General features: G+C 67.1%; 21 protein-coding genes, 1 tRNA gene and 2 rRNA genes (1 of these 24 only partly in view). 13 read left to right on the forward strand and 11 right to left on the reverse strand.

Annotated features, from left to right (window positions below):
• Positions 1–39: 39 nt before the first annotated feature.
• The 8 genes from aroA to mscL all read left to right on the forward strand — a co-directional run bounded on the left by aroA (position 40) and on the right by mscL (position 5,962).
• The gene (aroA, locus tag O5K39_RS18800) at positions 40–1,362 is read left to right on the forward strand and encodes a 3-phosphoshikimate 1-carboxyvinyltransferase (RefSeq protein ID WP_271145123.1); all 1,323 of its coding nucleotides are present in this window, start codon (positions 40–42) and stop codon (positions 1,360–1,362) included.
• Positions 1,359–1,745, forward strand: coding sequence for a RidA family protein (locus tag O5K39_RS18805; RefSeq protein ID WP_271145124.1), 387 nt, complete (start codon positions 1,359–1,361; stop codon positions 1,743–1,745). Before aroA ends, O5K39_RS18805 begins: the two co-directional genes overlap by 4 nt.
• Before the next feature lie 4 nt (positions 1,746–1,749).
• Positions 1,750–2,076, forward strand: coding sequence for a type II toxin-antitoxin system RelE/ParE family toxin (locus O5K39_RS18810; RefSeq protein WP_271145125.1), 327 nt, complete (start codon positions 1,750–1,752; stop codon positions 2,074–2,076).
• Complete coding sequence (locus O5K39_RS18815; RefSeq protein WP_271145126.1) at positions 2,066–2,374, forward strand: addiction module antidote protein; 309 nt, start codon at positions 2,066–2,068, stop codon at positions 2,372–2,374. The genes O5K39_RS18810 and O5K39_RS18815 overlap by 11 nt, the downstream gene beginning before the upstream one ends.
• A complete protein-coding gene (cmk, locus tag O5K39_RS18820) occupies positions 2,374–3,018 on the forward strand; it encodes a (d)CMP kinase (protein ID WP_271145127.1) in 645 nt (214 codons plus the stop codon). Before O5K39_RS18815 ends, cmk begins: the two co-directional genes overlap by 1 nt.
• 167 nt (positions 3,019–3,185) lie before the next feature.
• Entirely contained in the window at positions 3,186–4,889 is a 1,704-nt protein-coding gene (gene rpsA, locus O5K39_RS18825; RefSeq protein WP_271145128.1) for a 30S ribosomal protein S1, read from the forward strand.
• 277 nt (positions 4,890–5,166) lie between these two features.
• Positions 5,167–5,457, forward strand: a complete 291-nt coding sequence (locus O5K39_RS18830) for an integration host factor subunit beta (protein ID WP_271145129.1) — start codon at positions 5,167–5,169, stop codon at positions 5,455–5,457.
• An 85-nt stretch (positions 5,458–5,542) separates the two neighbouring features.
• Positions 5,543–5,962 carry a large-conductance mechanosensitive channel protein MscL gene (gene mscL, locus O5K39_RS18835; RefSeq protein ID WP_271145130.1) on the forward strand — a complete coding sequence of 140 codons (420 nt, stop codon included), beginning with the start codon at positions 5,543–5,545 and terminating at the stop codon, positions 5,960–5,962.
• On the opposite strand, the gene O5K39_RS18840 is transcribed toward mscL, so the two are convergent.
• On the reverse strand, positions 5,953–7,086 hold the full coding sequence (locus O5K39_RS18840; protein ID WP_271145131.1) for an N-acetyltransferase: 1,134 nt from the start codon (positions 7,084–7,086) through the stop codon (positions 5,953–5,955). The genes mscL and O5K39_RS18840 overlap by 10 nt on opposite strands.
• 182 nt (positions 7,087–7,268) lie before the next feature.
• Here O5K39_RS18840 and O5K39_RS18845 point away from each other — a divergent pair, with 182 nt between their 5' ends.
• The 4 genes from O5K39_RS18845 (at position 7,269) to O5K39_RS18860 (ending at position 14,767) form a co-directional block, all read left to right on the forward strand.
• Positions 7,269–7,931 (forward strand): hypothetical protein, encoded by a 663-nt coding sequence (locus O5K39_RS18845; protein WP_271145132.1) that lies wholly within the window; start codon positions 7,269–7,271, stop codon positions 7,929–7,931.
• Positions 7,849–9,474 (forward strand): DNA polymerase Y family protein, encoded by a 1,626-nt coding sequence (locus O5K39_RS18850; RefSeq protein WP_271145133.1) that lies wholly within the window; start codon positions 7,849–7,851, stop codon positions 9,472–9,474. Before O5K39_RS18845 ends, O5K39_RS18850 begins: the two co-directional genes overlap by 83 nt.
• Complete coding sequence (locus tag O5K39_RS18855; protein ID WP_271145134.1) at positions 9,447–12,836, forward strand: error-prone DNA polymerase; 3,390 nt, start codon at positions 9,447–9,449, stop codon at positions 12,834–12,836. The genes O5K39_RS18850 and O5K39_RS18855 overlap by 28 nt, the downstream gene beginning before the upstream one ends.
• A gap of 125 nt (positions 12,837–12,961) precedes the next feature.
• On the forward strand, positions 12,962–14,767 hold the full coding sequence (locus O5K39_RS18860) for an oligopeptide:H+ symporter (RefSeq protein WP_271145135.1): 1,806 nt from the start codon (positions 12,962–12,964) through the stop codon (positions 14,765–14,767).
• Between the two features lie 257 nt (positions 14,768–15,024).
• Here the strand turns inward: O5K39_RS18860 and O5K39_RS18865 are convergent, their stop codons facing one another.
• On the reverse strand, positions 15,025–15,351 hold the full coding sequence (locus O5K39_RS18865) for a low affinity iron permease family protein (protein WP_271145136.1): 327 nt from the start codon (positions 15,349–15,351) through the stop codon (positions 15,025–15,027).
• Between the two features lie 55 nt (positions 15,352–15,406).
• Positions 15,407–16,219, reverse strand: coding sequence for a 23S rRNA (adenine(2030)-N(6))-methyltransferase RlmJ (gene rlmJ / locus O5K39_RS18870; RefSeq protein ID WP_271145137.1), 813 nt, complete (start codon positions 16,217–16,219; stop codon positions 15,407–15,409).
• Positions 16,220–16,369: 150 nt separating this feature from the next.
• Here rlmJ and O5K39_RS18875 point away from each other — a divergent pair, with 150 nt between their 5' ends.
• A complete protein-coding gene (locus tag O5K39_RS18875) occupies positions 16,370–18,811 on the forward strand; it encodes a TonB-dependent receptor (protein WP_271145138.1) in 2,442 nt (813 codons plus the stop codon).
• A gap of 134 nt (positions 18,812–18,945) precedes the next feature.
• On the opposite strand, the gene O5K39_RS18880 is transcribed toward O5K39_RS18875, so the two are convergent.
• From O5K39_RS18880 to O5K39_RS18915, 8 genes are all read right to left on the reverse strand, one after another.
• The gene (locus tag O5K39_RS18880) at positions 18,946–19,407 is read right to left on the reverse strand and encodes an Rrf2 family transcriptional regulator (protein WP_271145139.1); all 462 of its coding nucleotides are present in this window, start codon (positions 19,405–19,407) and stop codon (positions 18,946–18,948) included.
• Positions 19,408–19,411: 4 nt separating this feature from the next.
• Complete coding sequence (gene tdh, locus O5K39_RS18885; protein WP_348637135.1) at positions 19,412–20,452, reverse strand: L-threonine 3-dehydrogenase; 1,041 nt, start codon at positions 20,450–20,452, stop codon at positions 19,412–19,414.
• Positions 20,453–20,463: 11 nt separating this feature from the next.
• Positions 20,464–21,654 carry a glycine C-acetyltransferase gene (locus O5K39_RS18890; RefSeq protein WP_271145141.1) on the reverse strand — a complete coding sequence of 397 codons (1,191 nt, stop codon included), beginning with the start codon at positions 21,652–21,654 and terminating at the stop codon, positions 20,464–20,466.
• Positions 21,655–21,733: 79 nt separating this feature from the next.
• On the reverse strand, positions 21,734–22,360 hold the full coding sequence (locus tag O5K39_RS18895; RefSeq protein WP_271145142.1) for a DUF4232 domain-containing protein: 627 nt from the start codon (positions 22,358–22,360) through the stop codon (positions 21,734–21,736).
• 42 nt (positions 22,361–22,402) lie between these two features.
• Positions 22,403–23,389, reverse strand: a complete 987-nt coding sequence (locus O5K39_RS18900) for a rhodanese-related sulfurtransferase (RefSeq protein ID WP_271145143.1) — start codon at positions 23,387–23,389, stop codon at positions 22,403–22,405.
• Between the two features lie 67 nt (positions 23,390–23,456).
• A tRNA-Met gene (locus tag O5K39_RS18905) sits at positions 23,457–23,533 on the reverse strand.
• Between the two features lie 64 nt (positions 23,534–23,597).
• Positions 23,598–23,712, reverse strand: a 5S ribosomal RNA gene (rrf, locus tag O5K39_RS18910).
• 72 nt (positions 23,713–23,784) lie between these two features.
• Positions 23,785–25,187: ribosomal RNA gene (locus O5K39_RS18915) — 23S ribosomal RNA — on the reverse strand; it runs 1,383 nt beyond the window's last position.

Genomic DNA, 25,187 nt, shown 5'->3' on the forward strand with positions numbered 1-25,187 from the left:
CCCGTTCGTCATGCCCCCAAAGCCCGACGGAGCAGCGCGTTGACCTCCGCTTCCCTTCTGACCGCCCGCCCCGCAGCCGCCCTGAAGGGCTCCGTGCGCGCGCCCGGTGACAAGTCGATCTCTCACCGGTCGATGATCCTGGGCGCGATGGCGAGCGGCGTCACCGAGATCGAGGGCCTGCTGGAGGGGGACGATATCCTGGCCACGGCCCGCGCGGCCGAAGCTTTCGGCGCAACGGTCGAGCGGCTGGGCGAAGGGCGGTGGCGCGTGACCGGACAGGGCGGCTTGCAGACCCCGTCCGGCGTCATCGACTGCGGCAACGCCGGCACAGGGGTGCGGCTGCTGATGGGTGCGGCGGCGGGCTATTCGATCACCACCACCTTCGACGGCGACGCGTCCCTGCGCAAACGGCCGATGAAGCGGGTCACGGGACCGCTGGCGTCGATGGGCGCGCGCTTCGCCTGGAACGCCGACGAGGACCGGTTGCCCGTGACGGTGACGGGCGGGACCCTCACTGCGATCGACTTCGTCCAGTCCGTGGCCTCGGCCCAGGTCAAGTCGGCGATCCTGCTGGCCGGGCTGAACGCGATGGGCGTGACCACCGTCACCGAGCCCGAGAAGTCGCGCGACCACACCGAGCGTATGCTGCGGGCCTTTGGCGCGACCGTCGATGTCGAGGAAGACGGCAAGGGCTGGGTCGTTCGGCTCACCGGAGGCCAGGCCCTGACCGGGACCACCGTATCCGTGCCGGGTGACCCCTCGTCGGCAGCCTTTCCGCTGGCGGCGGGACTGATCGTGCCGGGCTCTGAAGTGACGGTGGAGGGGGTCATGCTGAACCCGCTGCGTACTGGCCTGTTCGACACCTGGATCGAGATGGGCGCCGACCTGACCATCACAAACCGCCGCGTCTCGGGTGGCGAGGACGTCGGCGACATCACCGCCCGCCACTCGGCGCTGAAGGGCGTGGTCGTGCCGGAGGCGCGCGCCGCCTCCATGATCGACGAATACCCCATCCTGGCCGCCACCGCCGCCTTCGCCGAGGGGCGGACGGTCATGCGCGGCGTGGGCGAGATGCGGGTCAAGGAAAGCGACCGCATCACCCTGATGGTCAACGGCCTGCGCGCCTGTGGCGTCGCGGTCGAGGAAGAGGCCGAGGGCTTCATCGTGACCGGCGGCCCGGTCGCGGGCGGCGCGACCGTCGCCACGGCCCACGACCACCGTATCGCCATGAGCCATCTGGTGCTTGGTCTGGCGGCTCAGGCCCCGGTCTCGGTTCTTGATCCCGAAATGATCGCCACCAGTTTCCCGGGCTTCGTCGAGACGATGCGGGGTCTGGGCGGAGACGTGACGGAGGCCGGGTGACCCGCCGCCTGATAACGTCCGGGTCCACCTTCGAGGCCGAGATCGGCTACTCGCGGGCGGTGGTGGACGGCGGCTGGGTCTTCGTGTCGGGCACGACCGGCTTCGACTATGCCGACATGACGATTTCGGACGATGTGGCGGCCCAGGCTGACCAGACGCTGAGGAACATCGGTGCGGCCCTGACCGAAGCGGGTGCGTCATTCACTGACGTCGTCCGGGTCCGCTACATCCTGCCTGATGCGGCCGACTTTCCCGCCTGCTGGCCCGCCCTTCGCGCGGCCTTCGGTGACGTCCGCCCCGCCGCCACCATGATCCAGGCCGGCCTCGCCGACCCGCGCATGAAGATCGAGATCGAGGTCACGGCGCGGATCAGGGCGGATTGACACAATGTCGCCTATAGACGACAATCGGTCTATCAACGTCGAACTCTCACCTCGTTTTGTCGCGTGGCGAGACGGCCTGCGTGATCGGTTGGCCGTGGCGAAGATCGCCTCACGGATCTTGGGGCTCAAGCGCGGCCATTGGGGAGACGTGAAGCCGGTTGGAGGCGGTGTAAGCGAGTTGAGAATCCATTCCGGCCCCGGCTATCGCATCTACTTGACCCGTCGTGGCGCGGACTGGATCGTTTTGCTGTGCGGCGGCGACAAGGACAGTCAGGCCCGTGACATTGCAGCGGCAAAATCCATGGCCTCGGAGTTTAGAGATGCCGATTGAAACCATCCCTTTCGACGCCGCCGACTGGCTCGAGACGCCAGAAATGGTTGAGGCGTTTCTGATCGAGTCATTTGAAAGCGCTTTTGAGCTCGATGACCCCGGCATGATTTCCGAGGCCCTCGGCGTCGTCGCCCGCGCCAGGGGCATGACCAGGATGGCCGAGGATGCGAACCTGTCCCGTACGGCCCTTTATCGCGCGCTCAGCGATCAGGGACGGCCCGAACTGGCGACCATCTTCAAGGTGATGCAGGCCCTGGGTCTGCGACTCGCCCCCGTGCGGGTGGACACCGCCGCCTGATGGATTTCGTGATCGCTGTCGATGGACCCGCCGCGTCGGGCAAGGGGACCGTCGCCGCGCGACTGGCGCGGACCTATGAGCTACCGTTCCTGGATACGGGCCTGCTGTACCGTGCCGTCGGCATGGGGGTGCTCGATGCCCATGGCGACCTTGACGACCCGAACGCGGCCGAAGGCGTGGCGCGAGCGCTGGACGCGGCAGGTCTTTCGGACGACGCCCGCCTGACCACCGGCGAGGCCGGCGAGGCAGCCAGCCGGATCGCAGGCTATCCGGGTGTCCGCGCGGCCCTGCTGGACCTGCAACAGGCCTTTGCCCATCAGCCGGGCGGCGCGGTCCTGGACGGCCGCGACATCGGCACGGTGATCGCGCCGGCTGCTCCGGCCAAACTGTTCGTCACCGCGACACCCGAGACCCGCGCCACCCGTCGCTGGAAACAGCTGACGGCCAAGGGCGACGACATCTCCTATGAGGCGATGCTGGCCGATATCCTCAAGCGCGACGAGCGGGACGCCGGGCGGGGCGCGGCCCCCATGGTCCAGGCCGATGACGCGGTCTTGCTGGACACGACCGATATGGATATAGAGGCCGCCTTCGATGCGGCCCGCCGTATCGTCGAGGCGGCGCGCGTCCGACACGGCTTCTAGGCCCGTCAGGCAAATCCAACGCTCCCATCCTCGGCTTCCGCGGGCGTTCTGCTTCATCTGTTTCGGGTGAGACTCGCGTCGATGCGACTTGATTTCCAACTTCTCCTTTACCTCGCGCGGGGCCATCCGGTCACGCGCCATAGCCCTTTCGGAAACGCCACAGCTTCATGTCTGATACCCTCAACCCCACCCGCGACGATTTCTCGGCGCTGCTTGACGAACAACTGCAAGGCCGCGATCTCGGCGAAGGCCAGGTCGTTCACGGCCGCGTCGTCGGCATCGAAAAAGACATCATCATCATCGACGTCGGTCTGAAGACCGAAGGCCGTATCCCGGCCCGCGAGTTCGGCATCGGCGAAGGCTCGGTGATCCCCAAGGTCGGCGACGACGTTGAAGTCTATCTCGAGCGCGTCGAGAACGCCCTGGGTGAGGCCGTCATCAGCCGCGACAAGGCCCGTCGCGAAGAAGCCTGGACCCGTCTGGAAGTCGTGTTCGCCGAGGGCGTGCCGGTCAACGGTGCCATCGTCGGTCGCGTCAAGGGCGGCTTCACCGTCGACCTGGGCGGTGCCTCGGCCTTCCTGCCGGGTTCGCAAGTGGACATCCGCCCCGTGCGCGACGTCGGCCCGCTGATGGGCAAGGAACAGCCGTTCCAGATCCTGAAGATGGACCGCCCGCGCGGCAACATCGTCGTCTCGCGTCGCGCGATCCTGGAAGAAGCCCGCGCCGAACAGCGCACGGAGCTGGTCGGCCAGCTGCAAGAGGGTGAAGTCCGCGACGGCGTCGTCAAGAACATCACCGACTACGGCGCGTTCGTGGACCTGGGCGGCATCGACGGCCTGCTGCACGTCACCGACATGAGCTGGAAGCGCGTCTCGCACCCCTCGCAGGTGCTGGCCGTCGGCGACACCGTCAAGGTCCAGATCGTCAAGATCAACCCCGACACCCAGCGCATCAGCCTCGGCATGAAGCAGCTGCAGTCCGATCCGTGGGACGGCGTCGAAGCCAAATATCCCCCCGGTGCCAAATACACGGGCCGCATCACCAACATCACCGACTACGGCGCATTCGTTGAGCTGGAAGCCGGCGTTGAAGGCCTGGTGCACGTCTCGGAAATGTCCTGGACCAAGAAGAACGTCCACCCGGGCAAGATCGTCTCGACCTCGCAGGAAGTCGACGTCGTGGTTCTGGATGTCGACGCCTCCAAGCGCCGCATCTCGCTGGGCCTCAAGCAGGCCCAGGACAACCCGTGGGATGCGTTCGTCGCCGCCAACCCGATCGGCTCGACCGTCGAGGGCGAAGTCAAGAACGCCACCGAGTTCGGCCTGTTCATCGGCCTGGACAACGACATCGACGGCATGGTCCACCTGTCCGACCTGGACTGGAACGTCTCCGGCGAAGAAGCCATCCAGCGTTACCGCAAGGGCGAGATGGTCAAGGCCAAGGTCCTGGACGTCGACGTCGAGAAGGAACGCGTCTCGCTCGGCATCAAGCAGCTGGGCGGCGATCCGATCGCCGAGGGCGACACCTATCGCAAGGGCCAGACGGTCACCGTGACCGTCACCTCGATCGAGTCGGGCGGCATCGAAGTCAAGTTCGGCGAGGATGACGCGCCGGTCACCAGCTTCGTGCGCAAGTCGGACCTGAGCCGCGACCGCAACGAGCAGCGCACCGAGCGTTTCGCCGTCGGCGACCGCGTCGATGCCCAGATCACCGCCGTGGACAAGGCCTCGCGCCGCATCTCGGTGTCGATCAAGGCGCTGGAAATGAAGGACGAGGCCGAGGCCATCGAACAGTTCGGATCGTCCGATTCGGGCGCTTCGCTGGGCGACATCCTGGGCGCCGCCCTGCGCGAGAAAGCCAAGCAGGACTGAATTGTCGTAGAGCCTACGTTCGGCTCGCGGAGCCTCACGACTTGAGGCTCGCTACGATGAGATGAGACAGAGGGCGGCCGGAGCGATCCGGCCGCCCTTTTTCTTTGCCGCCGAAAAATTTCCACTGTGTACGGTGGGTGACATTCACCATCTTTGGAACCTTATGTGACCTTTCCGGGCTTTTTCGCGCGCCCGGCGAAGGTTAGGGTGTTTTCGTGGGCGCAGGGGACGGCGACCACACACGCTCCTGGAGGGCTGGCAAGGTGAGGTCCTGCGCATGATCAAGTCAGAGTTGATCGAAAAGCTGGCGGCTGAGAATACGCACCTGACCCATGCCGAGGTCGAGCGCGTGGTCAATATCGTGCTGGGCCGGATGACCGACGCCATGTCCGAAGGCGGACGGGTTGAGCTGCGCGGCTTCGGTGCCTTTTCCGTGCGCTCGCGTCCGGCGCGTGCCGGGCGTAACCCCCGCACCGGCGAGACGGTCGATGTCCCGGCCAAGTCCGTGCCCTTCTTCAAGAGCGGCAAGGAGCTGCGCGAGCGGCTGAACGCCTCGGGCGACGCCTGATTGCAGGGACGGCCCAGGTCTTTGGGTTGAACGGCAGGGCGAACTGGCTTTCAGTGAGCCCATCACTCACCCAAGGGCATAGAGAATGAGCCTCGTCTCCGAGTTTCGCGAGTTCGCGATCAAGGGCAATGTCGTCGATCTGGCCGTCGGGGTCATCATCGGCGCGGCGTTCAACGGCATCGTCAAGAGCTTGGTCGATCAGGTCGTCATGCCGCCGATCGGCCTGCTGACCGGCGGCATCGACTTCTCCAAGCTGGAATGGGTGCTGCGGCCCGAGAACGGGGCGACCGAGGAGATCGAGAAGGTCTCGGTCATGTACGGTGCCTTCCTGAACACGGTGATCCAGTTCGCCATCGTCGCCTTCGTGGTCTTCATGATCGTCAAGGGCATCAACAAGCTGCGTCGCCAGGAGGCCGAGGCCCCCGCCGCCCCGGCCGCGCCCACGGCGACCGAGGCCCTGCTGATGGAAATCCGGGACGAGCTGAAGGCCCGGCCTCAGGTCTGACGGACAGGGACTGGCGTCCGTTCGCCGCGCTTTTTCCGCACCGGCACGGGTCGCTGGCAGAAGGCGTGGTCGGCGTCGAACGGCGTCGGCGACCAGGCGTGATGGTCGGGTCCGCCCGCGTTGAACCGCACATGGCTGTGACCCCAGCCGCCTTCGCGCCGCGCGCCGGTCGCCCAGGGCCCCAGACGGCGCAACAGGTCCTCGCCCAGAACCTGTAGCCTGACCTTGGCGGCACCCAGGGCCCGGCCCTCGGCCATCAGGGCCTGCATCAGGGCGGGAATCGCCTTGGCGTCGCCTTCCAGGGCGACGAGGTCCAGGATTTCCAGGATTGCAGGCTCGATCGGATTGGCCTTGGCCATCAGGGCCATCGCATAGCCGGTGATGACGCCGTCGCGCCGGAAGGCGACCATCACCGGCGGGGTCTTCTGATCCGGATCGGCCATGCGCCAGCGCAGGATCTCGGGGCTGCGGTCGGCGATCAGCCGGCCCTCGGCCCTCAACGCCTCCCAGAAGGCCGCATAGTCGGAGCGGTCACCGAGATCGGTGACCGGCGAGACCTGCGACGGCAGGCGGGGCGTGCGCGGCGAGCCCAGGCGGCGGTGCATGAACCGCTCACGATAGGGGTCGGTCAGGTGTGGCGCGCGCTTGACCGCCTCGCGCAGGATACGTCCGTGCAGACAGTCGATCGGATCGATGATCCAGGACAGTTTCAGGTCATGGGTGCGCGGCGGCCAGGCGACCATGTCGTGGCGGCCATAGAGGGGTGCCGAACGGCTGTTGGCGTTGAAGGTGTAGGCGGCGAAGACGTGGGGCTGTCGATTGAACACCTTCAGCAGGTGACGGCTGGCCCCGCGCGCGCTGGGCGGCACGATGATCGAAAAGCCGGTCGCGCCGTGGAACAGGACGTCATCCTTCCAGAAGCGCTGGATCAGATTGCCGACGAAGGCCACCGGCGCATTCGCCGCATCCGTCACGACCCACCCCGTCGGGGCATCGATATCGGCGCGGGCCGGGTTGGCGTCGAGCCAGGCCCAGCCGGCCTTTGAACGCTCCGGCCACCAGACGGACCGGTGCAGGGCGTTGACGGCGTCGATGTCGGCGGGGGCGAAGGGTCGGGTCGTCATGGGGGATCCATTTCCTGTCCTGGGACAGGGCGGGGGTTCAGGCGGGTGTCACTGCATCGATCGGACCAGAACATCGCGACACGTAAAGGTTGAATTCTGATTTCCGGCAGGAAGCGGAGCGATTCAGGTTTGACTCTGCGGCGACCGGAACAAATAATGAACATTCAGGTTTCGAGCCCATGATGACCGTTCCGTCCCTCGCCCCGGATGTCGCCTGCCCGCCCCATTGCGAGGGACTGGAAGAGGTGTGCGCGGCGGGCGTGCGGGACATGGCGGGGGCCCTGGCCTTTGCCCTGGTGCGATTGCCGCACGCGGATCGAAGGCCTGTCTTGATGGCGCTGGGGCGGACGTGGCGGAGCGAGCATGGCCGGCCTTACGGGCCCGGATTGTCGAGCGTCGGGACAGGCAACAGGGCGTCCGGCCTGATCGTCGCCCATGTCGCCGGCGAGGCCGAGGGGCTGTGGGTCATGGAACAGGCACTGCGATCGGGTGCGGTCTCGGCCGTCCTGGCCACAGTGGAAGACGCGACCCTGGCCCAGACGCGGCGGCTGGAGTTCGCGGCCCGCGACGGGGCCTCGGCCGGTATCCTGCTGCGGCGGACGCAAGGGGGATTGAGCGCGGCCCGGCGGCGGTGGCGGATCACAACTCTGGCGAGTTTCGGGGCGACCCATGACGCCCGCGCGCCGGGCGGGTTTCGTCTCGATGCGGAACTGACCCGCAGCCGCCAGGAACGGCCGGGCGTCTGGCGACTGGAGCAGGATGATGAGACGTATCGTCTCCGTCTGGCTGATCGACTGGCCGGTGACGGTCTGGGCGAACGGGGCCGGACGGGTCTCGCCGCCTGAGCCCCCTGTCGGAACTCACGAGGGCCCACCCTTCGCCCTGATCGGACGCACCAGCCGGGGCGCGGTGATCCATGCCCTGAACGCGGCGGCGCGCGCGGCCGGCCTGTCGCGCGGCCAGACCCAGGCCGACGCCCGCGCCATCCTGCCCGCGCTGGAATGCCGTCCGGCCGACCCCGACGCCGACGAACGGGCGCTGCGGGCCCTGGCCGTCTGGGCCGAGCGGTGGTCGCCCTCGGTCACGGTCGATGCCTCGCCGGACGGGCTGGAGGGCCTGTTCATGGACGTGACCGGGGCGGCGCACCTGTTCGGCGGCGAAACGGGGCTGCTGGAGCAGGTCGAGCGCCGCATGGGCCAGGCCGGGGTCCGGGCCCGTGCCGCCATCGCCCCCACGCCCGGCGCGGCCTGGGCCGTGGCGCGCCATGGTCCGGCCGCCCGCGCGGCGCGGGTGGTCGCCGACGCCGCCTTGCGCGACGTCCTGTCCGGACTGCCGGTCGAGGCCCTGCGCATCGACGCCGCGACCCTGAAACAGGCCCGGCGGTTCGGCCTGTACCGGATCGGAGATCTCTATCCGATGCCCCGGGCCGGACTGGCGCGGCGGTTCCGCGAGGTCGACGGCGCAGGTCTGGTGCGACGTCTGGATCAGGCCCTGGGTCTGGCGGCCGAGGCGATGGAGCCGACCCGGCCGCCCCCCCGCTATCGCGCCTGGGAGGCCTATGCCGAGCCCCTGGGCGACACCGGGGGTGTCGAGGGGCGGGCTCCGGGCCTGATGGCCGATCTGGCGGCGGCGCTGGAGAAGGACGGCCAGGGCGCGCGGGCCCTGACCCTGACCGGGTTCCGCACCGACGGCCAGACGCGGGGCCTGTCGATCCGGTTGGGAACGCCCGGCCGCGACGCCGGAATATGGATGCGGCTGTTCCGCGAGCGGGGCTTCGAACGGATCGACCTGGGCTTCGGCATCGACGCCCTGATGCTGAGCGCCGACATGACCGAGCCCATGACGGCACGCCAGATCTCCACCGAGGACGAGGCCGCCGCCCGCCACGCCGAAAGCCTGGCCGCCCTGATCGACCGGCTGTCGGCCCGACTGGGCGAGGCCTCGATCCAGGTCGCCGAGCCGGGCGGCTCCTGGCTGCCCGAGCGGGCGGAACGCTGGCGACCGGCGCTGGGGGCGCGCCGGGCCCCTGCGCTCGCCGACGGCTGGGATCGTCGCGCCCGTCCCCTCCTGATGCTCGACCCGCCCGAGCCGATCGAGGTGGTCGCCGAATTGCCGGATCGGCCCCCGGCCCAGTTCACCTGGCGTCGCGTCGCGCGGCGGGTCACCCGCGCAGACGGCCCCGAACGCCTATCGCCCGAATGGTGGCGAACGCCTGCGGACAGCGCCGGGCCGCTGGAGCGCCGGCCGCGCACTCGCGACTACTACCGGATCGAGGACGACCAAGGGCTGCGTTACTGGCTGTTCCGCGAGGGTCTGTATGGCCGCGAATACGCCGGTTCGGCCGAGGAGCGCGCCCCCTCATGGTGGATGCACGGGATGTTCCCGTGATGGCCTGGTCCGGCGACTACGCCGAGCTCGGTGCCATGACCAACTTCAGCTTTCTGGAGGGGGCGTCGCATCCCGGCGAGATCATGTTCCAGGCGAAATCCCTGGGGCTGGCGGCGGTGGGGGTGGCGGACCGCAACACCCTGGCCGGGATGGTGCGGGCCCTGATGGGGAGCGAGGACGCGGACATCCCTCTGGTGGTCGGGTGTCGGCTGGGGTTCCTGGATGGGAGCGAACTGATCGTCTTCCCGCGCGACCGGGCCGCCTATGGCCGGCTGTGCCGCCTGCTGACCCTGGGCAAGAGCGAGATTCTGTCGGACCCGACCGCCCCCACGACGAACGTGGTCGCCCTGCGGCCCGACACGCCGTCGGCCACCGACACCCCCGAGCGCATCACCAAGGGCGAGACCCGGCTGACCTTCGACCAGGCGGTGGCTCATGGCGAGGGCATGATCGCCCTGGCCGTGGCCCCGATCGATCCGGATGCGGCCTTCGAGGCGCGGCTGAAGACATGGCGCGAGGCCTGGCCCGACACCCTGTACCTGGCTGCCCAACCCCTGTGGCGTGGTGACGACCGGGCGCGGCTGAACCGGCTGGCGGCCATGGCGATCCGGACGGCTGCGCCGATGATCGCCACCAATGCGGTGATGTACCACCACCCCGACCGCCGCCCCTTGCAGGACGTCCTGACCTGTATCCGCGAGGGCACCACCATCGACGCGGCGGGCCTGAGGCTTCAGGCCAATGCCGAGCGGTTCCTGAAGCCCACGCAGGAGATGGCCCGTCTGTTCAAGGGCCACGAGGCGGCGCTGGAGCGGACGATGGAGGTGGTACGGGCGTGCCGGTTCTCCCTGCGCGAACTCAGCTACGACTATCCGGACGAACCCGTGCCGCCGGGCTGGTCGCCTCAGCGGTGGCTGATCCGGCTGACCTGTCTGGGGGCCCGCGAGAAATGGCCTCGCGCCAGGGGGCCGGTTTCAACCCATGTCGTGCGGACCATCAGGAAGGAACTGCGGCTGGTGCGCCAGCTGAAGTACGCCCCCTATTTCCTGACCGTCCACGACATCGTCGCCTGGGCCAGGGATCCGGAGCGCGACATCCTGTGTCAGGGGCGGGGGTCGGCGGCCAACTCGGTGATCTGCTTCTGTCTGAAGATCACCAATGTCGATCCGACCAGCCAGAACATGCTGATCGAGCGGTTCATCTCGGCCGACCGGTCCGAACCGCCCGACATCGACGTCGATTTCGAGCACGAGCGGCGCGAGGAGGTGATGCAGTACGTCTATCGCCGCTATGGCCGCGACCGGGCCGGGATCGTGGCGACCATCATCCACTATCGGCCGCGCTCGGCGATCCGCGATGTGGGCAAGGCCCTGGGCCTGACCGAGGACGTCACGGCGCGGCTGGCCGACACCGTGTGGGGCTCCTACGGGTCCGAGGTAAAGGACCGGGACGTGGACCGGGCCGGGTTCCGGCGCGACGACCCGCGGTTCCAGATGGCGCTCGACCTGACCGCCGAACTGATCAAATTCCCGCGCCACCTGTCCCAGCACGTCGGCGGCTATGTGCTGAGCCAGGGTCCGCTGTGCGAGATCGTGCCGATCGGCAACGCGGCCATGGCGGACCGCACCTTCATCGAATGGGACAAGGACGACATCGATCATCTGAAGCTGATGAAGGTCGATGTGCTGGCACTGGGGATGCTGACGGCGCTGAAGCGGGCGTTCGACATGATCGCCGTCGATTACCGGCGGCCGCTGGACCTGCATTCGGTGCCGAGAGAGCGGGGCAAGGTCTATCGAATGCTGTGCAAGGGCGACTCCCTGGGCGTCTTCCAGGTCGAGAGCCGGGCCCAGATGGCCATGCTGCCGCGTCTGAGGCCCGAGGTCTTCTATGACCTGGTGGTCCAGGTCGCGATCGTCCGGCCCGGCCCGATCCAGGGCGACATGGTCCATCCCTATCTGAAGCGCCGGGCCGAGCGGCGGGCTGCGAAGGCGGCGGGGGTTCCCTTCGTCATCGACTATCCCAGACCGGCACCCGAACACGGCCCGCCGGACGAGCTGAAGCTGGTCCTCGACAAGACCCTGGGCGTGCCCCTGTTTCAGGAGCAGGCGATGAAGATCGCCATGGACGCGGCGACCTTCTCGCCCAGCGAGGCCAACGGCCTGCGCCGGGCCATGGCGACCTTCCGGCACATGGGGACCATCGGCCATTACGAGACCATCTTCGTCGGCCGGATGATCGCGCGGGGGTATGACCCGACCTTCGCCCAGAGATGCTTCGACCAGATCAAGGGGTTCGGCGAGTACGGCTTCCCGGAAAGCCACGCCTGTTCCTTCGCCCATCTGGTCTACCTCTCGGCCTGGGTGAAATGCCTGTATCCCGAGGTGTTCGCGGCCTGTCTGCTGAACAGCCAGCCGATGGGCTTCTATGCCCCGGCCCAGATCGTGCGCGACGCGGTGGAGCACGGCGTCGAGGTGCGGCACCCGGACGTCAACGCCAGCGACTGGGACTGCAGCCTGGAGCGGCGGCGAAAGGGGCGGCGGCGCGCCCTGCGGCTGGGCCTGAGGTCCATCGACGGCTTCCGGCGGGACTGGGCCGAGCGGATCATGCTGGTTCGGGCCGAGGCACCCTTCAACGATCTGGAGGACCTGCGGCTGCGGGCGAAGCTGCCACCGGCGGCCCTGGATCGGCTGGCGGAGGCGGACGCCTTCGGGTCGCTGAAGCTGTCGCGGCGGCAGGGGATGTGGGCGGCGAAAGGGGCACCACCGGCGTCCTCGGCCCCCCTGTTCGAGGCCATGGGGCTGGACGAGGCGGACGGCCGCCCGCCCGAGGCCCTGCCGAAACTGACCGCCGGCGAGGAGGTGGTCGGCGACTACCAGACCATCCGCCTGTCGCTGAAGGGCCACCCCGTCGCCTTCCTGCGCGAGCGTCTGGCCCAGGCGGGGGCGATGACGGCGCTGGACTATCAGGCGGCGCGCGAGAACCGGCGGGTGGCGGTCGGCGGGGTCGTGCTGGTGCGCCAGCGGCCGGGGTCGGCCAAGGGGGTGGTGTTCCTGACGCTGGAGGACGAGACGGGGGTCGCCAACCTGGTCGTCTGGCCCGACGTGTTTGAGCGGCTTCGGCCCATCGCCATGGGCGCTCGCATGATCCTGGCACGGGGCCGGGTCCAGCGGGCCGAGGGGGTGACCCATCTGGTGGTCGAGGACCTGATCGACTGGACCCCGATGCTGGGTCAGCTGTCGATGAGCCAGACGCCGGGATCGGGCCATGCGCCGTCGGGGGCGGGTACGGGTACGGGCACCGGTCGCGGTCGGCACCCGCGCGACGTCCGCATCCTGCCCGGATCGCGGGATTTCCACTGATCCAGAGGGATTGAGACACCGGGGTTACGCTTTCGATTCATCCTTAAGACTTGTCGGGCCTTTGCGGCCGTGCTGGTTATGCGCTCAAAGCGCGCCGGGCTGGCGCTGCATGAGGGAGTGAGCGTTTGAGCACGACGGATATGGGGGGGCTTTCGCCTCGCAAGACCTTTCTGGGACACCCCCGGGGTCTGGTGATCCTGTTCTTCACCGAGATGTGGGAGCGTTTCTCCTTCTACGGCATGCGGGCCATGCTGACGGTCTATCTGATCCAGCATTTCCTGTTCGGCCCCGAGGAGGCGCAAGGCATCTACGCCGCCTACGCGGCCCTGGTCTATCTGATGCCCGTCGTCGGCGGGCTGATCGCCGACAAGTATCTGGGATCGCGCAAGGCCGTGATCATCGGTGCCGTGCTGCTGGTGCTCGGTCACTTCACCATGGCCTTCGAGGGGACCGGCGGTCGCGAGCGGATCACCATCGGCGACACGACCTATGCGATCGAGGTCGATGGCCGGAATCAGGACCGCAAGCTGTTCGCGGTCAACGGCGCCGAGCGTGTCGAGATCGAGGTCACGCCCGAGGGCGTCAAGCGCATCGGCGCCCCGGACACCCGCACGGCACCCGCGCAGGTCGAGCCCGGCGGTGCCCCCGGCGCGCCCGTCGCGCCGGTGACGGCAGTCGAAACCCCCGCCGGCGGCTTCCCGGCCTTCACCCCCGTCGGCGGCTATTCGCTGGAGACGACGCGCGACACCCAAGTCGGCGAACCCCTGCTGTTCCTGGCCCTGTCGCTGATCATCGTCGGCGTGGGCTTCCTGAAGGCCAATATCTCGACGGTCGTGGGCGCGCTCTATGAAGAGAACGATCCCCGTCGCGACGGCGGCTTCACCATCTTCTATGTCGGCATCAATCTGGGCTCGTTCCTGGCCACGATCGCCTGTTCCTATCTCGGTTACACCTACGGCTGGGCCTACGGGTTCGGCCTGGCGGGACTGGGGATGCTGGCGGGTCTGTTGACCTTCATCCTGGGTCAGCCCTGGCTCGAGGGCCGGGGCGCGCCGCCCAACCCGGAGAAGCTCGCGGGCACCAAGGTGCTGGGCGTTCCGCTGGAGGTCGTGTTCTGGATCGGTGGCCTGGTCGCCGTCTTCCCGACCTGGCTGCTGATCCGCCGGCACGAGATTATCGAAGCAGTCCTGCCCTGGGCTGCCGGTGCCATCTTCGTCGCGGTCGTCGGCTATACGATCACCCGGCTGAAGGGCACCGACCGCTCCCGCATGCTGGTGGCCCAGGTGCTGATCTTCTTCTCGGTCCTGTTCTGGGCCCTGTTCGAACAGGCCGGATCGTCGCTCAGCCTGTTCGCCGACCAGTCCACGGCCATGCCGTCCTGGTTCAACGTCGGCTATACCCAGTCCTTCAACCCCGGCATCATCATCCTGCTGGGGCCGCTGGTAGCCGGCCTCTGGGTCGCCCTGGGCAAGCGCGGTCTGGAGCCGTCCACCCCGGTGAAGTTCGCGACGGCGCTGGCGCTGGTGGGTTCGGGCTTCCTGCTGCTGGCATGGGCGTCCCTGAACGCGGCCAACGTCGACTTCCGCGTGCCGCTGATGTTCCTGTTCCTGACCTACTTCCTGCATACGGTCGGTGAACTGTTCCTCTCGCCGGTCGGTCTGTCGATGGTGACCAAACTGTCGGTGGAACGGGTCGTGGGCCTGATGATGGGGGTCTGGTTCCTGTCCAGCTCGGTGGCGCACATCGCCGCCGGCGTCATCGCCAAGGCCACGGCGACGGCGACCGTGGCCGGGGTCGTCACCGATCCCGCCCTGGCGCTGCAGACCTATGCGTCCCTGTACAACACCATCGGCTGGGTGGGCGTGGGCGTGGGGGTTCTGCTGCTGGCGATCTCGCCCGTCCTCAAGAAGGGCATGGCCGGCGTCAACTGACCCCGACGCGGAAAAACGTCAGACGGATGAAGGGCGGCGGTCGCGAGACCGCCGCCCTTTCTCGTGGCCCATGCCTTTAAAAAAAGTCCGGAATCCTTCCGTGGAACGGGCGGCGCGATGTCAAAGACCCAGAGGCCCGGCAATATACCCGCTGTCGGGACCAAGCTGGGAAGCTTGGGCCGAGAACCCCCCAATCCCTTCCAGGAAAGGGCATTGGTCGCCCGCAGTGGCGAACCTGGAGCCTTCCGGACAGCCGGCTACGGCGTCGTTCCGGCCGCGCGGATTTCCTCGATGTCGTCGGCTGTTTCCTGATCCAGGCCGGCGACCTCATTGCGCGCGCCGTCGGTGGCCAGGATCAGTTCGTCGAGCTTGGCCTGAAGGGCGGCGGTGTCGCGATTCTGGCCGCGCTGAATGACCAGGGTCATGGCGACGGCGATCAGGGTGGCCACGGCGTGGAGATCGAAACTCTCCGGCTCGATCCACCGCCAGATGACGGCGAAGATCAGCAGGACCAGGAGACTGGCGGGATGGCCCAGGGCCGCCACGACGGCGGTCATGGCACGGTGCAGGGAATGATTGCGCATCCTCGTCAGCGCGCGGCCCGGATCGTGGTTCCGGCTCGCCGACCCTGACCGACCGTCACAGCCGCCAGACCTCCCCCCTGCCCCCCGCGTCGCCCAGGGCCGTGGCGACCCAGGTGCAGATTTCGGCCCCGACCGCATCGGTGCCTGCGGGTGGGTTGACCACCACCATGGCACAGCCGTTCATCTTCATCGGGTCGGTCAGGGGCCGCAGCCGCGCCTCGGCAACCAGCACCGGCCCTGCCCCGTCCAGCCGCCTCAGGAAGCCGTCGAAAGTCTCCAGGTCCTTGAGCGGGGTCCAGATGGCCACGGTCGCACCGGGGTCGGCACGGACCAGGGCCACGGCGGTCTCGGCCGCCCTCAGATAGTCGTCGGCACGCTCGAACGGGGGATCGATCAGGATCAGGGGCGCATCCGCATCCGCCGCCGCCGCGATGACCGCCCCATAGCCGTCGGCCGTCGCGCTGTCCGCCTCCGGAAAGGGAGCCAGGGCGTCGGCCAGCAGGGCCTGAACCGCCTCCACCATCTCGAACCCCAGATAGCGATCGTCGCCGGCCAGGGCCCGCGCGATCAGAACCGGCGAGCCGGGATACCAGCGCACATCGCCGTCGGGGTTCAAGGCCTGTACCTCGGCCGCCAGGACCTGGAGCGACGCCGGCAGGTCCGTCGCCGTCATCAGCCGTGCGACCCCGGCCTCGGCCTCGCGCGAGCGGGTCGCGTCGCCGTGCAGGTCATAAAGGCCCGCCCCCGCATGGGTATCCAGCACCGCCACCGGCCCCGAGGCCTGCCGCCCCTTCACCAGCCACAGCACCAGGGCGTGCTTGACCAGATCGGCGAAATTCCCGGCGTGGAAGCTGTGGCGATAGTTCATGGCCGCTCGTCCCGCGTCGGACGGCGCGCGTCAAGCGCGTCCGCCGGCCCATCCGGAAAACTGCAAACGCGCTTCAGTAAAACTCTACTGTACAGATAGGTTTTTAATGACACCCTGATCTCGCCGCATTTCGCGAACGCAGGAACCGTCATGTCTACATCCCTCCCCGCCCTTCGGACCGGCCTTCTGGCCGCGGTGTCGACGGTCGCGATCTGCTACGCCGCGCCCGCGCTGGCCGATGTCGCCGCGCCTGAATCCGCGCCGACCGCGCCCGTCGCCGAACTCACCCCGCCGGAGGACGCGCCCCAGTCCACGCTTGACCCCGGCTTCGCCTCGCTCGGCGACATCGTCGTCACTTCGCGGCGGCGCGAGGAACGGGCCCAGGACGTGCCGATCGCCCTGACCGTCATCAACGAAGAACTGCTGAACCGCACCGGGGCCTACAACGTCGGCCAGGTCACCCAGCTGGCCCCCAGCGTCCAACTGCTCAGCCCCAATGCCAGAAACACCGCCATCACCATCCGGGGCCTGGGGGCCAGTTACGGCCTGGCCAACGATGGGCTGGAACAGGGCGTCGGGATCTATATCGATCAGGTCTATTACAGCCGCCCGGCCACGGCGACGCTGGACTTCGTCGACATCGACCGGATCGAGATCCTGCGCGGGCCGCAGGGGACGCTTTTCGGCAAGAACACCACCGCCGGTGCCCTGAACATCACCACCCGCGCGCCCTCCTTCACCCCCGATGCCCAGGGCGAAGTCACCATCGGCGACTACGGCTTCCTCCAGGCCAAGGCCTCGATCTCCGGTCCCCTGATCGACGACAAACTGGCCGCGCGCCTGTCCTTCGTCTCGACGCGGCGCGACGGCTTCCTAGACAACGTCACGGTCGGCCGCGAGCAGAATTCGCAGGATTCCATCAGCCTGCGCGGCTCGCTGCTGTTTCAGGCCACCGACAACCTGACCGTTCGCCTGTTCGGCGACTATTCGGACCAGACGCCGGATTGCTGCACCCAGCTGTATGTGCGGGTCGGGGATACGTCCAAGCCGGTGAACCTGCGTTTCCCGGCCCTGGCCGCCGGGCTGGGCTATGTGCCCGGCAGCACCAATCCCTATGACCGTATCGCCGACGTCGATGGGGCGATCGGTGCCGACCAGATCCAGCGCGGATTCTCCGCCATCGTCGATTACGACTTCGGCTGGGCCACCCTGACCTCGATCTCGGCGTGGCGGGCGTGGGATTGGCGGCCGGCCAACGACCGCGACTACACCGCGCTCGACATCACGCGACAGTCGGCCAATCCGTCGGATCAGGACCAGTGGAGCCAGGAGTTCCGCCTGTCCTCAACTGGCTCGAATCGTATCGACTGGACCGTCGGTGCCTATGCCTTCCATCAGGCGGTGGAGACCCACGGCGTCACCGAATACGGCCGCAACGCCTCCTACTGGCTGACCACGGTGAGCGTGGGCGGCGTGCCCGTCCCCGGCACCAACCCCGGTCTGCTCGATGGCTACACCGTGTTCAACGACAGCCGCATCGAGACGGACTCGCTCGCCGTCTTCGGCCAGTTCACCTGGAACATCACCGACCGGCTGCACCTGACGCCGGGCCTGCGCTACACCCACGAGGAAAAGAGCGGCGTCTATGCCTCGACCGTCAGCGGCGGCGGCCCGGGCACGGCCGCCGACCTGACACGGCGCCTCGGCGTCGCCCGGCCCCAGAGCTATGCCGCCGACATCTCGGACGGCGACCTGTCGGGCCAGGTGTCGCTGGCCTATGACGTCTCCGACGACGTCCTGGTCTACGGAAGCTATGCGCGGGGCTTCAAGTCGGGCGGCATCAACATGGCCGGCATCCCCAACCTGCCGAACGGCAGCCCGTCCCTGACCAACGCGACCGTCGAGCCCGAGGCGGTGACGACCTGGGAGCTGGGTCTCAAGACCCAGCTGTTCGACAAGCGGCTGACCGCCAACCTCGCCGCCTATCGCACCGACGTGGAGGACTATCAGGCCAACGTCGTCGACACCGGCCCCGGGGCCCTGCGCGGATACCTGGCCAACGCCGACAAGGTCGAGATCCAGGGCATCGAACTGGACGCCTTCGCCCGGCCGGCGGCCTGGATCGATCTCTACGGCAACGTCTCATGGACCGATGCCAGCTACGCCGACTTCACCAACGGGCCCTGCCCGCTGGAACGGATCGGCACCAGCACCATCGCCTGCGACCTGTCGGGCAAGGAGCTTCCCGGCGTATCCCCTTGGGCCGGGTCGATCGGCGGAGAGGTCCACGCCGACACGAGGGCCCTCGGCCAATCCGGCGAGGCCTATTTCGGTGCCGACGCCAGCTATCGCTCGACCTACAACGCCGACGCCTCGGTCTCCCGATACACCGAGATCGAGGGGTACAGCCTCGTCAACCTGCGCGCCGGCTTCCGGTCAGAAGCCGGCTGGGAGGCATTCGTCTTCGTCAAGAACGCGCTGGACGAGGACTATCTGCAACTGCTGACGGTCCAGGCCGGCAACTCGGGCCTCGTGCTCGGGACCCCGGGCGATCCCCGCACCGTGGGGCTGACCATCAGAGCGCGGTACTGAAGGCTTCTCCTCCCCGTGCCGAAGGAATGGGGAGGTGGCGCGGCCCTCCTTCAGGGCCGTGACGGAGGGGGCGACACGCTATCGAAAGTGAGGGCTTTCAAGCCCCTACAGGACAGACCGAGTTGCCCCCTCCGTCATGGCTCGAAGGCGAGCCGCGCCACCTCCCCATCGCTGCGCGACGGGGAGGAGAGCGTTCCCACCAGATCCGCCAGCGTCCGACGTTCCAGCACCTCCGCCAACGCATCCCGCCCCTCCAGCAGCACGAACCGAATCCGGCACGTCTCCACATCCGCGCAATCCTCGCACGCTTCGAACCGCGTCCGTGACGCGCACGGCGCGAGCGCTAGCGGCCCATCCGTCGCGCGGATGATGTCGGCGACCGAAATCTGATCCGCCGGCCGCGACAGGGCATAGCCGCCGGATCGCCCCCGCAGCGACACCAGCAACCCGTCCAGCTTCAACCGCAACAGGATGGACTCCAGATACTTCCTCGGAGCCGACGCGGCCGTTGCGACCTCCAGGATCGAGGCGTGGCCATCTCGCTCGGCCAGCACCATCATCGCCCGCATGGCGTATCGGGCGGTGTCCGACAGCACGGCGTCAGGCGGCCTTCTGCCAGTCCAGCACGACCTTGCCCGACTGACCCGACTTCATCGCCGCGAACCCCTCGCGGTACTGGTCGTACGCCAGCCGATGCGTGATCAGCGGTTCGAGGTCGAGGCCCGCCTTCAGCAGACCCAGCATCTTCCTCCAGGTCGTGAACATCTCGCGCCCATAGACGCCCTTGATGGTCAGGGCCTTCAGGATGATGGCACCCCAGTCGGTCTCCATGGGTTTGGACGGAATGCCCAGCATGGCCAGGCCGCCGCCCATGATCAGGGTGTCGACGCACTGTTTGAACGCGATCGGCGATCCCGACATCTCCAGCGCCACGTCGAACCCGACCTTGAGGCCCAGCTCCTTCATCACGTCGCGCAGATCCTCGCGCGATGTGTTCACGGTCCGCACGCCCGGCGCGACCTTCAAAGCCAGTTCCAGCCGATAGTCGTTGATGTCGGTCAGGACGACGGTGCGGGCACCGGCATGCCGCGCCACGGCGGCCGCCATGATGCCGATCGGCCCCGCGCCGGTGACCAGCACGTCCTCGCCCAGCAGGTCGAATTGCTGCGCCGTGTGAACCGCATTGCCGAACGGATCGAGCATGGAGGCCACCTCGTCCGACACGTCGTCGGGCAGTTCAATGACGTTGAACGCCGGCGCGACCACGAACTCGGCAAAGGCCCCCTGGCGGTTCACCCCGATGCCGCGCGTATGCGGATCCAGATGGAAATGCCCGGCCCGTGCGGCCTCGGAGTTCAGGTCGATGACATGGCCCTCGGCCGAGACCCGCTGGCCGATCTTCAGCGGCCGATGCACGTCTGACCCGACAGCGACGATCTCGCCACTGAACTCATGGCCCGTGATCATCGGCGTTGGCACATTCTTCTGGGACCACTCGTCCCAGTTCCAGATGTGGATGTCGGTGCCGCAGACGGCGGTGCGATGCACCCGGATCAGCACGTCCTCAGGCCCCGCCACCGGGATCGGCGCATCGATCAGCTCCAGCCCCTCGACGGGACCGGTCTTGGCCAGGGCCTTCATGGTTTGCGTCATCAGATTACTCCCAACTCTTTACCGGCCTGTTTGAACGCCGCGACCGTCTGATCGATGTGGTCGAAGGTATGCGCCGCCGACATCTGCGTCCGGATCCTTGCAGCCCCCCTCGGCACGACCGGGAACGAGAAGCCGATCACATAGACCCCCAGTTCCAGCATCCGCGCCGCCAGATCCTGGGCCAGCTTGGCGTCGCCCAGCATCACCGGAATGATCGGATGCTCGCCGGGCAGCAGGTCGAAACCCGCCTCCGTCATCGCCGCCCGGTACCGCTGGGCATTGGCGGTCAGCTGCCCCCGCAACGCATCGCCCTCCGCCCCCTGCGCGATGCGGATCGCCTCCATCGAGGCCCCGCAGACGGCCGGTGCCAGGGCGTTGGAGAACAGATAGGGCCGCGCCCGCTGCTTCAGCAGTTGCACCACAGCGGATGTCGCGCAGATGAACCCGCCCATGGCCCCGCCCAGCGCCTTGCCGAACGTCCCGGTCAGGAAGTCGATCTCGACCCCATGATGCGCGAACGACCCCCGACCCTGCGGCCCCAGGAATCCCGTCGCATGGCAATCGTCGACCATGATCAGGGCGTCGTACCGGTCGGCCAGGGCCCGGATGTCCTTCAGCTTGGCGATATAGCCGTCCATCGAAAACGCGCCGTCGGTGGCGATGACGATGTCGCGCGCGCCGGCGGCCCGCGCCGCCTTCAGCTGGGTCTCCAGATCGTCCATGTCGGAGGTGGCGAACCGGTACCGCTTGGCCTTGCACAGCCGCACCCCGTCGATGATCGAGGCGTGGTTCAGGCTGTCGGAGACGATGGCGTCGGCCTCGCCGAACAGGGGCTCGAACAGCCCGCCGTTGGCGTCAAACGCGGCGGCGAACAGGATAGCGTCCTCGAACCCCAGATAGGCCGCGACCTGGGCCTCCAGTTCCTTGTGGATGTCCTGGGTGCCGCAGATGAACCGCACCGAAGCCGTGCCCGCCCCGCGCCGCGCCGTCGCCGCCCGCGCAGCCTCGACGATCCGGTCGTCGCCGGCCAGCCCCAGATAGTTGTTGGCGCAGAAGTTCAGGACCTTGCGTCCGCCGACCTCGATCACCGGACCCTGCCGGCTGGCGATCACCCGCTCGGGCTTGGTCAGACCCTGGCTGTCGATGTCGGCCAGTTCGGTGGAAACGCGATCATGAAAGGCGGTCGGCATGGGGCCTCGGGCGATGGCTTGCGGAGGCTCTGCGGGTTACGCCGTTTTCAACGACGACGCCAGACGTCGCCGGCTCGCCCTAGCCACCGGCCCCATCCGACGCTGTCGCGCGGAACGGTCGCACGCGGATGCGCCCCCCACACGGCGCAAACGCCTGGGCCAGGGTCACCACGGACGTATCGCCAGGTGCAGCCACCCGTACCGTCGCCGCATCGGGGCAGGCCCGCTCGCCGATCGCCTCATTGGGCACGACCGACCAGGCGATGTCGAAATAGGCCTTGGCCTGGGGCGCGAGCGTCACCGGCGTCGGCTCGGTGGCCCCGCCGAAATAGTTGCCCGGCTGCTGCTCTGCCCGGATCTCGGTCAGCGACCGCCCCTGCCCATCCAGCAGGGTGACGGTCGGATAGCCGTCCAGGCTGCACGGCTGAGCTCCGACATTCTGTGCCGCCAGCACCGCCACACGATTGCCCGCCCCCGCATCCCCGCCCTCGGCCGACAGCCTCAGCTGCCGGCTCCGGCATGCAGAAGCCCGTGGGCCGGTCTCGGAGGTCGTACCGTCCGGCACCGACATTGGCCGGGTCGGAGCCTGTGGCTCGGCTGCGGGCGCTTGAGCGACATGGATCGCAGCCGCCGGGTCTTGGTCACAGGCGCTCAGGTTGAGGGCGGCAGCGAGACCGACGAGGGTCATGGCTTCAATCGGACGCATGGTTTCTTCCGGGCGGCTGGCCCGACTTAACGTCGTCCGCCGTCAAAGGGTCCGCCTGGGCGGCTGTCGCGCCGCCTCGCCGATGTGGGCCGCGCCGCGCCGGTCGGCGATCTCCATCTGGCGGCGGCGTTCGGCATAGCTAGCCTGCTGCTCCGGCGTCCGGTCGTCGAAACAGCGGTCGCAGCAGACCCCCTCGACGAAGCGCGACGAGGCCTGGCCCGCAGGACTGACCGGCATCCGGCAACCGCGACAGAGCACGTGGTCGCCGACCGCGAGGCCGTGCCCGACCGAGACCCGCTCGTCGAAGACGAAGCATTCGCCGTGCCACAGGCTCTGGGCCTCCGGTACCGTCTCAAGATAGCGCAGAATGCCGCCGTGCAGGTGGCGCACGTCGTCCACGCCATCCGCCTTCAGCAGGGCGCTGGCCTTCTCGCAGCGGATACCGCCCGTGCAGTACATGGCCACCCGGGTCGGTTTTCGCTCGGCGATCAGCGCCCGGCCCTCGGCCTCGAACCAGGCCGGAAAGTCACGGAAACCTGACGTGTTCGGCTGGACAGCGTGGGCGAAGGCCCCGATCTCTCCCTCGTAGGCGTTTCGGGTGTCGATCACCAGCGTGTCGGGATCGGCGATCAGGGCGTTCCAGTCCTCGGCGGCGACATAGGTGCCCGCCCCATTGGCCGGATCGATGTCCGGCCGACCCATGGTGACGATCTCGGCCTTCAGCCGCACCTTCAGCCGATGAAAGGGCATGAGGTCCGCCCGGGCGTACTTGATCTCCGGCGCGGCGAGTCCCGGCTGGGCCCGGATCAGTTCCAGCACGGCCCCAACGCCCTCGTTCGGACCGGCGATCGTTCCGTTGACGCCTTCATGCGCGATCAGAAGGGTACCGCGAACGCCGCCGGCGCGACACACCTGTTCCAGGTCCGCGCGAAGCCCCTCCGGGTCCGCGATCCGGCTGAAGCCATAGACGGCGGCGACTTGGATGCCGGACGCAGCCATCGTTCCATCGGGTTTGGTCGTTTCGGTCATCGAATATCTCGCTGAGCGACAGTCTGAACGCAAAAACGCCGCCCTGTTGGGGGCGGCGTTTGTGATTTGGGTGCGGGAGCAGGATTTGAACCTGCGACCTTCAGGTTATGAGCCTGACGAGCTACCGGGCTGCTCCATCCCGCGGCAGATGAGGCTTTGTGAAGGAAGATGTTCGAGAGATATCAAATAACTGCTGTCCGACTGGTAGACCCGGCGGCGACCTACTCTCCCGCGCCTTGAGACGAAGTACCATTGGCTCTGGAGGGCTTAACGACCGAGTTCGGAATGGGATCGGGTGGGGAACCTCCGACATAACCACCAGGTCAACCAGGCGGACAGCGAATTATTTGAGAAGACATTGTCGTATTCAAAGATCGAATGAGTTTTGCTGAGAAACGATCAAACCGATCGGATTATTAGTACCAGTAAGCTTCACGCGTCGCCGCGCTTCCACACCTGGCCTATCAACGTGGTAGTCTTCCACGATCCTCAGCGAAGCCTTGTTTTGAGGTTAGTTTCCCGCTTAGATGCTTTCAGCGGTTATCTATTCCATACTTAGCTACCCTGCTGCACAGCTGGCGCCATGACAGGTCCACCAGAGGTATGTCCATCCCGGTCCTCTCGTACTAGGGACAGATCCTCTCAAGCTTCGAACACCCACGGCAGATAGGGACCAAACTGTCTCACGACGTTCTGAACCCAGCTCACGTACCACTTTAATCGGCGAACAGCCGAACCCTTGGGACCTGCTCCAGCCCCAGGATGTGATGAGCCGACATCGAGGTGCCAAACTTTGCCGTCGATATGGACTCTTGGGCAAAATCAGCCTGTTATCCCTAGAGTACCTTTTATCCGTTGAGCGATGGCCCTTCCACTCGGGACCACCGGATCACTATGGCCGACTTTCGTCTCTGCTCGACTTGTCAGTCTCGCAGTCAGGCGGGCTTATGCCATTGCACTCGACGACCGATTTCCGACCGGTCTGAGCCCACCATCGCGCGCCTCCGTTACACTTTAGGAGGCGACCGCCCCAGTCAAACTACCCACCACGCCATGTCCCGGGACCGGATAACGGCCCTCGGTTAGACGTCAACGACAGTAAGGGTGGTATTTCAAGGATGGCTCCACCAGAGCTGGCGCCCCGGTTTCATAGCCTCCCACCTATCCTACACATACGGTCGCTAACGCCAAGGCGAAGCTATAGTAAAGGTTCATAGGGTCTTTCCGTCTGACCGCGGGAACCCCGCATCTTCACGGGGAATTCAATTTCACTGAGCCTGTGCTGGAGACAGTGGGGAAGTCGTTACGCCATTCGTGCAGGTCGGAACTTACCCGACAAGGAATTTCGCTACCTTAGGACCGTTATAGTTACGGCCGCCGTTTACCTGGGCTTCAGTTCGTCGCTTTCACAACTCCCTTTAACCTTCAGGCACCGGGCAGGCGTCAGACCCTATACGTCGCATTGCTGCTTCGCAGAGCCCTGTGTTTTTGCTAAACAGTCGCTACCCCCTGGCTTGTGCCACTCTCACCTGCTTGCGCAAGGAGAGTCACGCTTATTCCGAAGTTACGCGTGCAATTTGCCGAGTTCCTTCAGCACAGTTCTCTCAAACGCCTTGGTATACTCTACCTGACCACCTGTGTCGGTTTCGGGTACGGTCTCTGCTGGAGTTATTTCCAGGGACAGCTTCGCTGCCGGGAACAATCCAATAAGCCCCGACAACTTACACCATCCGTCACTTCCAGCTGGTGCAGGAATATTTACCTGCTTCCCATCGACTACGCTTTTCAGCCTCGCCTT

It is taken from the genome of Brevundimonas sp. NIBR10 (genome assembly GCF_027912515.1).
Taxonomy (GTDB): domain Bacteria; phylum Pseudomonadota; class Alphaproteobacteria; order Caulobacterales; family Caulobacteraceae; genus Brevundimonas.

Coding starts and splice junctions, on each gene's coding strand:
- O5K39_RS18810 (WP_271145125.1), top strand. CDS start 1,750: ATGTCGCCTATAGACGACAATCGGTCTATCAACGTCGAACTCTCACCT.
- O5K39_RS18815 (WP_271145126.1), top strand. CDS start 2,066: ATGCCGATTGAAACCATCCCTTTCGACGCCGCCGACTGGCTCGAGACG.
- cmk (WP_271145127.1), top strand. CDS start 2,374: ATGGATTTCGTGATCGCTGTCGATGGACCCGCCGCGTCGGGCAAGGGG.
- rpsA (WP_271145128.1), top strand. CDS start 3,186: ATGTCTGATACCCTCAACCCCACCCGCGACGATTTCTCGGCGCTGCTT.
- O5K39_RS18830 (WP_271145129.1), top strand. CDS start 5,167: ATGATCAAGTCAGAGTTGATCGAAAAGCTGGCGGCTGAGAATACGCAC.
- mscL (WP_271145130.1), top strand. CDS start 5,543: ATGAGCCTCGTCTCCGAGTTTCGCGAGTTCGCGATCAAGGGCAATGTC.
- O5K39_RS18840 (WP_271145131.1), bottom strand. CDS start 7,086: ATGACGACCCGACCCTTCGCCCCCGCCGACATCGACGCCGTCAACGCC.
- O5K39_RS18845 (WP_271145132.1), top strand. CDS start 7,269: ATGACCGTTCCGTCCCTCGCCCCGGATGTCGCCTGCCCGCCCCATTGC.
- O5K39_RS18850 (WP_271145133.1), top strand. CDS start 7,849: ATGAGACGTATCGTCTCCGTCTGGCTGATCGACTGGCCGGTGACGGTC.
- O5K39_RS18855 (WP_271145134.1), top strand. CDS start 9,447: ATGGTGGATGCACGGGATGTTCCCGTGATGGCCTGGTCCGGCGACTAC.
- O5K39_RS18865 (WP_271145136.1), bottom strand. CDS start 15,351: ATGCGCAATCATTCCCTGCACCGTGCCATGACCGCCGTCGTGGCGGCC.
- rlmJ (WP_271145137.1), bottom strand. CDS start 16,219: ATGAACTATCGCCACAGCTTCCACGCCGGGAATTTCGCCGATCTGGTC.
- O5K39_RS18875 (WP_271145138.1), top strand. CDS start 16,370: ATGTCTACATCCCTCCCCGCCCTTCGGACCGGCCTTCTGGCCGCGGTG.
- tdh (WP_348637135.1), bottom strand. CDS start 20,452: ATGAAGGCCCTGGCCAAGACCGGTCCCGTCGAGGGGCTGGAGCTGATC.
- O5K39_RS18890 (WP_271145141.1), bottom strand. CDS start 21,654: ATGCCGACCGCCTTTCATGATCGCGTTTCCACCGAACTGGCCGACATC.
- O5K39_RS18895 (WP_271145142.1), bottom strand. CDS start 22,360: ATGCGTCCGATTGAAGCCATGACCCTCGTCGGTCTCGCTGCCGCCCTC.
- O5K39_RS18900 (WP_271145143.1), bottom strand. CDS start 23,389: ATGACCGAAACGACCAAACCCGATGGAACGATGGCTGCGTCCGGCATC.